Annotated in this window: 15 protein-coding genes; all 15 read right to left on the bottom strand. The window is 31.4% G+C overall.

What is annotated here, in order from left to right; translation table 11 throughout:
* Positions 1–1,028: 1,028 nt before the first annotated feature.
* The 15 genes from KI369_RS16970 to KI369_RS16905 all read right to left on the bottom strand — a co-directional run bounded on the left by KI369_RS16970 (position 1,029) and on the right by KI369_RS16905 (position 12,969).
* Positions 1,029–2,213, bottom strand: a complete 1,185-nt coding sequence (locus tag KI369_RS16970) for a MarR family transcriptional regulator (protein WP_061114686.1) — start codon at positions 2,211–2,213, stop codon at positions 1,029–1,031.
* Positions 2,214–2,628: 415 nt separating this feature from the next.
* Complete coding sequence (locus KI369_RS16965) at positions 2,629–3,156, bottom strand: hypothetical protein (protein WP_061114685.1); 528 nt, start codon at positions 3,154–3,156, stop codon at positions 2,629–2,631.
* Positions 3,157–3,193: 37 nt separating this feature from the next.
* Positions 3,194–3,781: a hypothetical protein gene (locus tag KI369_RS16960; protein WP_061114684.1), complete on the bottom strand. Its 588-nt coding sequence runs from the start codon at positions 3,779–3,781 to the stop codon at positions 3,194–3,196.
* 1 nt (position 3,782) lies between these two features.
* Positions 3,783–4,502, bottom strand: coding sequence for a hypothetical protein (locus KI369_RS16955; RefSeq protein WP_061114683.1), 720 nt, complete (start codon positions 4,500–4,502; stop codon positions 3,783–3,785).
* A gap of 25 nt (positions 4,503–4,527) precedes the next feature.
* Entirely contained in the window at positions 4,528–5,259 is a 732-nt protein-coding gene (locus KI369_RS16950) for a hypothetical protein (protein ID WP_061654144.1), read from the bottom strand.
* A gap of 17 nt (positions 5,260–5,276) precedes the next feature.
* The gene (locus KI369_RS16945) at positions 5,277–6,791 is read right to left on the bottom strand and encodes a tyrosine-type recombinase/integrase (protein WP_061114681.1); all 1,515 of its coding nucleotides are present in this window, start codon (positions 6,789–6,791) and stop codon (positions 5,277–5,279) included.
* A gap of 256 nt (positions 6,792–7,047) precedes the next feature.
* Complete coding sequence (locus tag KI369_RS16940) at positions 7,048–7,227, bottom strand: hypothetical protein (protein WP_061114680.1); 180 nt, start codon at positions 7,225–7,227, stop codon at positions 7,048–7,050.
* Between the two features lie 206 nt (positions 7,228–7,433).
* Entirely contained in the window at positions 7,434–7,565 is a 132-nt protein-coding gene (locus KI369_RS29690; RefSeq protein WP_259652773.1) for a hypothetical protein, read from the bottom strand.
* Positions 7,566–7,852: 287 nt separating this feature from the next.
* The gene (locus KI369_RS16935) at positions 7,853–8,176 is read right to left on the bottom strand and encodes a hypothetical protein (RefSeq protein ID WP_061654145.1); all 324 of its coding nucleotides are present in this window, start codon (positions 8,174–8,176) and stop codon (positions 7,853–7,855) included.
* Between the two features lie 188 nt (positions 8,177–8,364).
* Positions 8,365–8,568, bottom strand: coding sequence for a hypothetical protein (locus tag KI369_RS16930; RefSeq protein ID WP_061654146.1), 204 nt, complete (start codon positions 8,566–8,568; stop codon positions 8,365–8,367).
* A 158-nt stretch (positions 8,569–8,726) separates the two neighbouring features.
* Entirely contained in the window at positions 8,727–9,359 is a 633-nt protein-coding gene (locus tag KI369_RS16925) for a hypothetical protein (protein WP_061654147.1), read from the bottom strand.
* On the bottom strand, positions 9,359–10,138 hold the full coding sequence (locus KI369_RS16920) for a ParA family protein (RefSeq protein WP_061654148.1): 780 nt from the start codon (positions 10,136–10,138) through the stop codon (positions 9,359–9,361). Before KI369_RS16920 ends, KI369_RS16925 begins: the two co-directional genes overlap by 1 nt.
* Positions 10,139–10,963: 825 nt before the next feature.
* Positions 10,964–12,262 carry a hypothetical protein gene (locus KI369_RS16915; protein WP_061654137.1) on the bottom strand — a complete coding sequence of 433 codons (1,299 nt, stop codon included), beginning with the start codon at positions 12,260–12,262 and terminating at the stop codon, positions 10,964–10,966.
* Between the two features lie 100 nt (positions 12,263–12,362).
* On the bottom strand, positions 12,363–12,647 hold the full coding sequence (locus tag KI369_RS16910; protein WP_061654138.1) for a hypothetical protein: 285 nt from the start codon (positions 12,645–12,647) through the stop codon (positions 12,363–12,365).
* Position 12,648: 1 nt separating this feature from the next.
* Positions 12,649–12,969, bottom strand: a complete 321-nt coding sequence (locus KI369_RS16905; RefSeq protein WP_061654139.1) for a hypothetical protein — start codon at positions 12,967–12,969, stop codon at positions 12,649–12,651.
* Positions 12,970–13,047 lie beyond the last annotated feature (78 nt).

Genomic DNA, 13,047 nt, shown 5'->3' with positions numbered 1-13,047 from the left:
ATACATAAGCATTTTTCGTATAAAAACCACTAAAAAAAGGGACAATTTCTCTTTTATAGTAAGAGGAATGTTTCATATTTTAGCAGTTTCAAAGAAATTGTTTTTCAAAAGGTCTGGAATTTATGATTCCAACATGTTTTAAGGTCCTAATGAGCGTTAGCGGAACTGGTTTTAATGTTTTTTCTTTTAATATTGTTATAGAAACAAAATAAAATGACGAAATAATTATTAGATGAAATCATATTTGTTAATTGCTGGGGGAAGCTAACTATTTTAATAATAAATTTTCACTTCTTACAAGCAAAGAACCTAATTAATTGATTCAAAGATCAAGATTGTTATTTTTGCCACTTCACTTTTTTTAAAAAATCGCTAAAAAAAGCTTGTGGTGTATTTGTCTGCAGATATAAATATTTTTAGAGGAAATAACAATATAAATGGAATTTCATAAATAAGGTGAATGTACATAAATAGGGGGAAAACATTATCTTGGATTTTTTACACAAAACCAAAACATCTATTATTGTTCAAAAAACAATAGTGTGAGAAGAAACAAATCTCCATTATAAATTTATTTTTTAATTAGGTTCGTGAGAATGTAATTAAAAAATAAATTGCAGCAAGCGGAAGCGCGCTAGTTGTCACCACACAATAAATGGCAAACGAACCTCATAAACAGTAAAATATGAATCAATTAATTAAAGCATATAATCATGTTCAAAAATCAAAAAACACTTTAAGATCAAAAGCAGAAAATTAATTAAACATCAATTACAGATTTTTAGACTACATGATTATATAAGAGTCCGAAAAATCAAGAATACTAGGGAGAGTAAGGAAAATTGAAAACCCAATGTCACATAAAACCCCCCCTTTTTTTAGGTCAATGTCACATAAAACCCCCCCTTTTTTTAGGTGATAAAAATTATCAATTAGGTTTTTATTTACCTCAATGTCACATAAAACCCCCCCTTTTTTTAGATAATGATTCTCAATTAAGTTTTTTTAAACAACAAAAAAACAAGGAATTAACCTTGTTTTTTTGTATTTTTCTTCTTATTCTTTTTTGATTTAGTAAAGTTAAACATTGTTGCAACAGCCTTGTACCAATCTGTTTCTTTCACATGAGGAGTTACAAATGCTAATTCGGGGTGCATAATCAATCGATTTTCCATACCTTCTATGCTTAATAAAGCCCCAGCTTTTTTCAACATATCAAAATACAAATCTAATTTTTGGCTTTGTTCTGTTTCTAAATCTTTCACTTTTTTTCCAGTGATTTTACGCCAAATATCTATTTTACTCATAAATTCCAAATGTCCTTCTCTTTGATAACTTTTATATTCTGACGCCATTACTTCGTGTACTGTTTCTCCTTCTTGGATCGCTACATCTGTCGGATTATGTACGAGGAAAAATGTTTGAAAGTGTATGTGTCCTAGTAAAACACCTAACAAAGACAATGGGAATATTTTTTTAACCTCTCTCGGTTCTCTTCTTTGTTCTTCTGCTAATTTGTTCTCTTCTTCCTGTGCAGTAATCATATATTCTGCTGTTTGTATTTTAATAGATTCGATAACTTCTTCCATTTTTGCTTCCATCACTTTGGAATTATATCCTTTAAAGTCTTTATTTCCTTTGAACCAAAATTCTTTTTTGATAATCAAATATTCATCTCTTTTAGAAGTTGTTGATTTTTCTTTTTCAGCAATCCCTAGTTTTATATATTTATTTATATATTTGCGGCCAGTCTCTCGGTGAACTCCCCAAATGGCATAAATATCACCAATCGTTAATAACTGTCCGTCTTTTTTGATTGGTTTTTCTCCATAGGGAACATAATGAATAATTTGCATCAGATAATGTAATTCGGCTTGTGTTAATTTTTCGAACATGACATTATATTCCTTTCCTGTTTGTACAAATGGTTCACGTTCCTTTGATAATTCATATAATCTTTGTGCTTTTTTTCTTTCTTGTTCTTTCTCCAACGCTTCTTTATCCGTTACAGATGAACCTTCTTTCAAAAGACCTGGAATATACCCTTCTGGTATTTCTCCTGTTTCATCGAACGGCTTAAAAGGTGGATTCTTTATTTCCTCTTCGATTTTGTTTTTACGAGGTCGTCCTCGTTTTTTACCTGTTACTTTCTCTTTCTTTTTTTCCTCAATACGTCGTTCTAATTCTTTTGATTGTCTAATTCTAATACTCATGTTAATTTCCCCTCTCTATTTGTAAGAGATAGGAATCCGAACTATCTATAATAATATAAATTTAATTTTGTCCCCAAAAAAGGAATTTAATTCTTCTTGACTAAAAGAATATAAAAATGTATATTCTTAGTAGAAATATTTAATAATTTTTGTTATTATTAAATATATAAACGTTGATTAAATTACGGTTGGGTTGTCTCAATCGGATTCAGAAGTCGGGAAAACTTCATTGAAACAATTTTATAGCTTTAAAGTAAAGTCACTGCTACCAACAGTGGCTTTTCTTCTTTTTACCTCATTTTTCACAAAAAATCCAGTCTTTCTTCTATATTTCTTCACTTTCTCACAAAAAACCTTTTTCTTTCTACTACTATTCTACTGATTCTAACAACATTTAGCAAATAAACCCAGCATTTTATTTGTCCCAATCCACTTGTGCGGCCTGTTCCCAAAGATCAATACACTTATGCTGGTACGCTTCTTGTAAAAATGCTTGATATTCCTCTGTGAAGTCTTTTTCTTTCCCTATCCAATTCCCAAAGAGTTTCAAAAAGAACTCTCCTCCTAAGTCTAATGTACGCATCGCTTGGATCGTTTCATCTTTTTGTTCAATTAAAAAGATGTTTAATCGATCACTTGCCAAATTTATCCCTTCATCATATAAACTGGGATCAAACGGCAGCTCTAAGAGTAAATCCTCGCGCGGATTATCGACCGCAAAGATTGGTAGAATGCAATTACCCTTTTCATATAAACGGAAACGAATTAAACCTTGTTTGATTTGGCGTTTTTCTTTCGATTTAATGTTGTGCAGGATAATGAATAAATACAATTCTCCTGTGTGTTTATCATATTCTAAAACACCACCTTGACCCATATTACGAAAATCTTTCATCCACTTCTCAGGTGCTTTTTCTCCTACTTTTAAAAGAATTTGTTCCATGATAAAACACTCCTTTTCTTATATGTTGTTATGTATTTCATTCGTTTTCTTTATCAACTTTTCGTAGTTCATACGAATCCACCTTTTTTTGCATTCTTGATTCTGTCATTTGTTCTAATCTTTCGTATGGTATACGGATCATAAAGAGGACTTTCTCATCGCCCCATTGTTCTTGATACACAAAAGGATAGAGTTCTTCTCTTTCTAATAATTCAATACGTTTTCTCACATACCAAGGGTACTCTTCATGTTCTTCAGCTACTCGATTTGAAGCATTATAAGTAAATTTAAGCATTGCATCTTCTGATTGGAAACGTTCTTCTTTAATCTCTTCATTTCGCTCTATTTGGTCAATTGCGAATTGTATTAACGTCCCTTTTTCCATACGCGTAATAGGAACTTTATCGATTAGAACATCATCTATATACAAAATATTGTTTAATCGTAAATATTCTTGTCCATCTTGAAGTTCAAAATAGGCTGTTTCACTATACCCACTACCATCTCCAACAAATACAGTAAGTGAAGAATTAATCGATACCTTCATTTCGATTTTTTTACCTTCCAATACCTTTTCTAAGGTTAATGAATGATATGGTTTTTGTGGCCCTAATGTATGTTTCATTTTAATTCCCCTCCTTTTTAAATATTAATTGTAGATATTGTTCCTTTTCTTTTCCTTCAATCACTTGTAGTACAGTCATATGATGTGCTAAGTCTTTTTCAGAATGAGAATGAAATTCTTGAATAAGGTCACCTTCTGTTGTGAGATATAGTTTTGAAGAAAATGAACCGTTCTTAAAACTTGCTTCTTCTTGTACTAGACAATCTAAATCCTCAGCATACACATATCCGTTTTTCTCATTTAAAATGATTCTATGGTGCGTTTTATCGCCATCATAGACACCAATTGAATCTTCCCAATCTGCATCGTTGAACAGAACGTTTTTATGATTCATTTCGTTTAAAAAATGTAAAACAAATGCATGTACTTCTTTCGGTAAGCAATCTGTACGTTCAAAATGATAGAAATTATTAATATGTACGTTTTCTAAAGCATTTTTAAATGTTGCATCACTTACTAACTCACGATATAACTCTTCTACATTCTCTTTTTCTAGTACATATGAAAAATCATTAATATGAAGAGCATCGTAATAAGAATCTTCATTTCCTGTAATCCAACTGATTGTATTGAACTCACAATCAGGTCGAATGAAAACAAAATCTTCAACATGTACACGTTTTTTCAATTTACTTCTTTCTACTCCGTAGAAAATCTGTTTTTTATCACTTTCTTTTTCGAAAAATTTCACGTTTGGATATATTTCACTTAAAAACTTCATGTTTATTTCCCCCTATTTTTATAAATTAATAAGAATGAGACCGAACAATTTCAATTTTTCCATCAGGTGCAATGTATTTAGTGATAAAATCTATACTACATTCTTCTGTTGGATCATTGCATGGTTCCATCCAGTGAGACAATTTCACTCTTTTTCCTGTTTCTCGTGCTTGTTTTTTCTTTTCTTCAAACTCTTTTTTATCTTTTTCTATACGTTCCTGTTTCTTTGTCTCGATGATTTCATTTTCTTTTTTTCTATTTTCTACTAATGTAAGTAACTGCTTATAAGTCATTGTAACGACATAATCAACACTATAATCTCCGTAGAAATCAACTTTTTCATATCCTTTTACATCTTTCTTTTCTAATTGCATAATTAAATCACGAATCGCTTTCGGAAGCTTTGAAACATTGAAATCATAACCAGTTGTATAGGTGAAGCGGATTTCACTTTCATCTGTAATTTCCCCAAATTCATCAACGATTCGTTGTTCTTTTTCTTGTTCTAAACGTATTTCTTCTTCTTTTATATAGTTTTGAATCACTTCTAATTGTTCTTCCGATATGCCGATCCCAGCAAATTTAATTTCCTTTGGTCTTGTTGTGTCATAGAAACGTAATCGTCCTTTTCCATCGATATAACTCATAATACGGTGTCCTTTGAATTCTACAAATAACGTAAAATCTTTTCGTATAAGAACAGCAATTTCGTTGATTTCTCCCTTGTTTTCTTTTGTAAAACGTAATAGTTCTTTCATTTGTATACCCCTTTTCTTTAATCAAATTTTGGCTCATGATCTTCTAGGTCTTCCGATACCTCTTTTAAGGAAGGTGTTGAATAACGTAAAATCATATCTGCTGTTTTATGACCACTGATTTTTTGAATACGATTGAGTGAGACTCCTTCATCCATCAGCTTTTTGATTAAACTGTGCCGAAGCTGGTGACTCGTGATATTCTTCTTTCTAAACACATCCATGATTGTATTTTTACTTACAATCTTATTTCGATTTGAAATGAATAAATAAGGTAAAGGTTTGAATCTTCTTTCGATATATTCATCAATTTTTTCCATGCGCATCATGTTAAGTTCCGCAAGTATAACGTTTTTTTCCATTGTCGATAAATTCTCTTTTTGTAACTTTTTTTGTATGCTTTCGTATTTGGCTATTTCTTTTTTGTTCATAATCATTTCGATGGTGAGTTTGGAACGATTGTTGATTTGATTGAAATACTCTTTTTGTTTTTCAATTTCCAAATCATTTTTTTGCCTGAAAGAAATATAATCTTTTAATAGTTTCGTAATGTCTTGTGATAAAGGGATTTTCCTTTCTATCTTTGTCTTTGTCTTGCGGATATGTACATAACGACTTTCGGTACGACTTCCCTCTAGATACAAGTCATCAATTTCTAAATCAACTACTTCACTTATCCTCATCCCAGTTGCGGCCATGAGCCTAAAGATCACCCAGTTGCGGAATAGATTACGCTGATTGCTCAAATTAGGAATGATTCGTTCGTCTTGATTCATTCTCGCTTCGTAAAATGCATTTCGAAACATTTCATTTAAAGTTCGCAACTTGTCTTCTTCCAGTGACCTTCCTTCTAGTTCCAGAACGCTTGGAATAGTCGGTAAATCGATTTTTTTCTTATCTAAAGGGTAATTATTGTATTTCGCATAACTTGCGATAGCTGCGTATATGCGGACAATATAATTTGCTGAAAACCTCTTTGGTTCTTTTATTTCTTTTAAATGTTCCACAAATCTACTAACTTCATTAGTACTGAAAATCGGAAATGTTTCTCTTTCATAAAAGAACAAGTAAGTGAAGAACTTCTGTAACGAATCCAAGTACGTTTTTGCAGTGTTTTTACTCTTTCCCATGAGTTCATTATCTGCATATTCTTTATGGCGTTTCTTTTCGTTCAAGAATCGGTAATATTCATCATTTTCGTACCAACACTCTTCAATTGTCTTTTCAATTTGCTCTTTGGTTTCCACTTTGTATTCCAATACTTTGTCATAGATAATGAAATCATTCACTCCTAATTCTTCTGTTAAGAACAATGCAGCATATGAGAAAATCAATTTCATTTCTAATTTTGTTTTTGCGAAATGATCATATGCCCATTTCATTCCCCAAGCATAATCCTCATCGCGTACAAATTTTACTTTCTGTATAATTTTTTCTCGCTTTGCTGTGATAACTAAATCGATAAAAACTTCTTTCTCATTACTACTGATTTGATCTAATTCTATTTTTTGATACTTCGTCATTTTCATTGTCATTTGTATTGCTCCCCTCGCATAAAAAATTCTATTCAATTTGTGAAGACTAACTTCTGTCTTTGGAAAAACAGTCGGTAGATAGAAATGCGATGATAACAAGGTTTTCATTTTTTGATTTTCTCGGTTCTTCTAACAAATTGAATAGAATTGTAATTCTGTTTCATTTGTAATATAGCGCGAAAAAAAATAAGATGCAAGGCCCATATGAAAGTTTTTTAAAAACTTTTTACAAATCGTTGAAACTGCTGGTCGCAACTTATAGTAACCGTTTGATTTCTTGTTGAATTTGTTCTTTTATAAATAGAAGATCAGGTAGTTGCTTTGATTTGCAGAATCTAATTTCTTCTATTATAGAAGATAATCGTTTTTCTAACTTGCATCTATGTTTCCAATCGCGATAATCATCAAATAGCAATGCTTGTTGATATTCCTGCATGTATGTTCACATCCTCTTGTATTCGTCATTTATATATACACGAATACAAAACAGAATCCTTTTTTAATTTTCAAATAATAGTTATTACAGTAGAATACAGAAGAATATATTTTGTTCCAACCGACAAGCGAATCTTTCAAAACAATCATTGTTACAGTAAAAAAATTGATTCAACAAATTCAAGTCGTTGTTATCTTTCAAAACAATTACTTGTCATCCATTCTTTCACTTCTAATTTTCTTTAACTCCTGCTTTGCATCTTCAGCTGTTCTTTCACTTTCACTTTTGTTAAAAACTTCCGCAGCTTTTCCCCATCCTTCTACTTCTTCTTTTGACATAGTAACAACACCTTTCATTGTTTTCAAAACAACTACTGTTAAAGTAAAACTAAGTGTTCATAAGACAAGAGAATGACTTAGAAGATTTTCAAAACAAATATTGTTTAAGTAAAACTCGTAAAAGGACGTGATGGCAGGGAAGGAGCGACATTATTTCAAAACAATCATTATCTTACCTTATTTACAATGTATCGTCGTTAATTAGTATAATCAAGGGCCATCGTTATTATTTATTAAAAATAGATGGAACTAGCAACAAACTCCGTTTGGCTTGTCACAGTTGTTTTTTATAAATAATAGATAGCTTCAGCATCCCAAGAATCAGTTTCTTCTATATAATAGAAAGCAATTTCGAATGAACGTTGCACATGTTGTCTTACAATCTTTCTCCCAAAATCCCAAAGTTCTTTTGGCAACTTATATACTGTATTTTCATTTACACCTTCTACGATCATTACAGGAACTTGTTCTTCATCTACTAAAGTCATTGCTAAAACAGTATGTACTATTTTATCTTCCTCTTCTCCCCATCCGAATTCTCGGATTCTGTAAGCCTGGTGCGGTACTTTTACACCACAAATAATATCATTCTCTTCTAAAATATTACGCATGTCAAATACACCTCCATTTAAAATCATAAATTAATAACTTTATAATAGGAAGTTTTTGTAAAAAATCAACACTTTTGAGAAAATGAAGTTTTGGATTTTGAATGCACGTTGATATGACTGGATTTTTGAACAATTGCTTCCAAATTTGATCTACTGCATGTTGTAATTCCAATAAAAACTGTAATTCATTATGTAATTGGTAATCCAATACTACATACAAATAAACTTGTAACTAATGTTGTAACTTTACTTACAACTCTATTTGTAACTATTATTGGAGTTACAACTACAACTACAACTGTAAAAATAATTGTAATTCCATTTATTATTACTCTTACAAATAGAATTACAATAACACTTCTACTTATTATTCGTACAATAATTAGAATCATTGTACGAGTTCTTATTTTAATATGAAATAAATATACAATAAGACTTGTAATAACAGTTATAACAATGATTATGCCTATTACAACAGCTTTTCTTACACTTACAATATGACCTACAACAAAGGAGAATATCCTTCATTGCAGGTGCTTATGTAAGTATCTTACCAAAGATTTCTATCTTTCAATGCTTGTTTTAATAATTCGTTTACGAAACCACCAGTACCGCCTTTTGACTTCGGAATTTTTTTCCCAATCTTATCAATTTTATCAATAACTTCTTTATCTAAGAAATACGTTTTTGTTTGCTTTTTATTCGTTTTTATATCTTCTTCTAACCAACTCAAAACTGCATCTTTTTCTTCTGTTTTATTACCGTTTGGATCTTGTCCGCCTTTATTTTCTTGTGTCACTTTTTCTTCCCCCTCATCGTTGTTTCCACTTGAATTTGTTGTTGACTCACCTTCATTGTTGTCTTCATTATTTCCACTTTCATCATCTTTTAAATCAACATTTTCCGTACTTTCTACCACTTCATCTTGTACCTGTTCTTCTGTAACAGGTGTTTCTGTTTCAGCTACAACTGGTTCTTCTGTTTTCGCCTCAACAGTTGCTTCTTCTGTTGTTTGTGTTACTTCTTGCTTTACTCCTTCATTTTCAGTAGAAGGAGTTTGTTTGTCTTTTTTTCCAGCAACCTGATCAAATCCCATAATCGGTTGTTGCGGTTCTTTTTTCTTTCTTCCTCTCTGTGTACCTTTTGTATCTTTTGTAGGAAACTTATCTGGACTGAAACTCATTATAGACCCAACTCCTTCACCAATTTAAAGTAATCTTGCACAACATCATCTTTTGATTTTTTATCTACCAACGTAAGAGGTAATCGATTTTTTGCTAAAGCATCCGCATATTTAATCGTTTCTTTCACTACGTTTTTGGTAATTTTAATTCCTCTTGTATTGCAGAATTGTTGGCATAGATTTAAAGTTTCATTGTGAATTGAAGTGTTTAATTTTACTTTTGTCGGAACGACAGCAAGAATATTTAATTTTTCATTACGAGTTTTAAAGTTTTCTATCGCTTCAATCGTTTTAATGATGGATCGGATGTTATAAGTTTCAGGATGGAACGGTACAATTACAGAATCGACTGCCATCAAAACATTCGCAACAATTATCCCCATGTTTGGAGGCGTGTCCACCAAAATTACATCAAATTCTTCTCGAATTTCTTCTATTTTTTCTTTGAATAATTCTAAATAGTTCGGGTACATATCTTGGTTATCTAACACTCGCATATCAAAATAAGCAAGGTTTTCATTCGCTGGTAAGACATATATATTTTTATGAACGTTTACGATCGCATCTCGGATCGGAAAATCCTCTGTAAGAACTTCAAATAATGTATTCTCATACTCATCTGGATTTTCCCCAAACGTTAACATTACATTCGCTTGATTATCTGTATCTACAATTAAAACTTTTTTACCTTCTTTAGATAAAACGCCCGCCAAATTTGTTGTCAGGCTTGTCTTTAAAATGCCACCCTTATTGCTTGATACCGCTATGATTTTACCCATATTATCCACTCTCCTCTTGTTATAATAAGTATACTCCAAACTTGAACTCCAATTCAAGTGATGATTGTAAATAAAGTTACAATTTTTCTTACAATCAGAGTTGTATCTATTGTTCCAACTCTTCTTATAACTATTTCTACAACTATATTTACAATACTTCTTTTAATTACAATTTTTATTTTAATTATTATTGTAGTTGTAATTACAATTACAACTACAACTAATGTTACAACATGACTTACAACATTAGTTGGAGGTCATATAGTATATTGTGTTATAACTCCAATTAATCCTTTAATTATTTTTACAATTTTAATAATAATTTTATTTGTAACTACAACACCATGAAATCACACTTTTTCAGAAATGAAAATATGTAAAAATATGTAAGTGTAAAAGAATGATAGTTTCGCAGTTGCCAAAAATAACAACTACGAAATAAAGACGAATCAGTTTCTTCTATATAACAAGGAAGATAAAAAAGATTACTTTCCACCATTGACGCTAAAATTTTCGACGTACACCCTAAACCGCCAGGAACCGCAGCTTAAAGGACAAGACTGCGGTATTCCCAGCGAGGGTAAAGCACGTCTGTTTAGCATAAATGGCCGCAAGCTTTCCAAGTAATTTTTTTATGCCATAATTGAAATTTACCCCAATATTAAAAAACAAGATCATCACAAACGAACGAGAATACCGTTTATTTGAACGTTTTTATTTTCTGGAAGGGTAACACCTATGACGAAAAACATGGATTTGTCGTATAGTCTGATAGTAAAGAAAAGTAAAGTAACATAAAGTAAAGTAAAAAAAGAGATACATTTCTTAGAAATATATCTCCCTTTTGGAATGTTTGATTGCTTCGATTTTTTCCTGTTTCTTTGATTCTCTATATGCTGTTTTTTCCTTATCTGTTTTGAAGAACATATCTGTATCGAGGGCTGACGCTCCTAGCTTTCCTTCCAATGCATTTCGCAATAATGTATTAGGCTGCATGTTATTCACTTTCTTTTTGATTTCTTCCTTATGTTTTATACCTTTCTTCATTTCTTCTATTCTCTTTAGCTTCTCTTCCAACTTTTCTGTTTTGGACAGAGAAGGTTTGCTCGTTTCCATTTCTCTGATCTCTTTCCCGATTCCCGAATTTTTCAACGTTTCCTTGTGAGAAGAGCTGTAGTTTTCTAAGCGGCCAGCCCAAAATGCTTTCTCTTGTAAATCTTTCGTTTGTTCGATTTTTTGATAATAACTTGCAATGTCTGTTTTTACTATTTCGAATCTCTCTGAATATTCATTTTGAAATTCTTTTACATCGCCATTTTTGACCGCATCTTTGATACCCATCTTCTTCCCTTTATCTGTATCATTCACATAATCATATGTAGCACAATATTCACTATTTTTGTACGCTTTATTTTTAGATAACAATTCTTTTTCTTCTTTAAGAAGAGAAGAAACTTTTTTTACTTCTTCTAATTTTTTTCCTTCCACATATCCGCTTTCCATCAAATCTTCATAGAATTTTTGTACATTTTGCAATTCATTTTCATGTACGACACGCTCCTGGAATATCTTTTTTCCATTTTCTTTTTCGAATCGTTGTGAATATACAACTTTCTCTGGTTGTTGTCGTTGTTTCAGTTGTTCTGCTTGTTGTTTTTTGAATTGTTGAATTGCATTTCCCATTCCATTCGCTTGTGCATGTGCTTGTCTTTGTTGTTGAACCTGTTTTTGTGGTTGCGCTTGTTTTTGTTGCATTTGTTCCTTTTTTTGTTGTGCAAAATATTCTGTTTGTATAATATTATTTTGTTTTTGGGATTGTTGTTGTACCTGTTGTGGTTGTTGTGTAAATTGATTGAACTTTGCGTTGTATTTTGTAGGCGGATCAATATTCATAGATTTTTGTTTCGTCAATTGTTTCTCTGCATGGTGCTTTCTTGCTTTCTTAGTAAAATATTTAATAGCTTGATAGCTAAACTTCGTACTATATTTCGCTATCTTAAATGTTGTTTTAAACGCATGTTTCGTCAACTCTTTTCCTATTGTATATGCATCATTTAAAACTCTCTTTGTCAAAGAAGCGGTGATGTCGATAATTTCATTCGCTATTTTTTTGCCGATTCCCATAATATCACCTCCAAATGTAATAGTTATTTACCGTTCTCACAACGAAGTATACACATTATTCCTATATTACAAGAAAAAAACACCTAAATAGGTGTTTTTTTTAAGCTTCTAGTATTAAACAAAAGTAGACATAGATGTCATTAAAATATTTAAAAGTGTCAAACAACGCTTCTAATTCCACGTTAATGTAACCTCGTTGACCGACTTGATCTTCCCAAGCCGCCAAAAAATGTGCAATGGCATTGCCGAAAATGTTTACATCATTTCCGAACAATTGTATTAATTCTTGTTCTGGTGCAATATCAAATTCATCAATTGCAATCACAGCATGTTGCGCAAAAACATCTCTTAATCCATCGAAAATCATTTCACTTTTTTCAGCCATTTTATTCATCCTCCTTACAAAACTCCGCCCAGTTTTGAAAATAAATAATTACATCTTCTACAAACGTAAATAATTGAAATTCTTCTCGTAGCTCGTACCCGATTTCTGCATCAATTATACCCAACGTATTACAAATCGCTCGCCAAGATTCTAGCAAAGAAATTCCAAGTCTGTTCGCTTGTTCATCTTCTCCTGTTTGCGATGGAAACAAATCAATAATTTTCGTATCAGATGCAATATCATCCACCTCAAATCCTTGGTTGTTATGACGGATAAAACCCCATAATACCTCTTTTATGACTATATCCCTTACGGAATCCATGCCATTCACCTTCTTTTCTTTTAAATGGAATTATCATTGTAATTATAATCACACCTATAATAGTTACTTCTATTATAT

Origin of the sequence: Bacillus sanguinis, from assembly GCF_018332475.1 — a bacterium.
Lineage (GTDB): Bacteria > Bacillota > Bacilli > Bacillales > Bacillaceae_G > Bacillus_A > Bacillus_A sanguinis.
The sequence above is the reverse complement of the archived record's forward strand: the minus strand, read 5'-3'. Positions and strand labels throughout refer to the sequence as shown.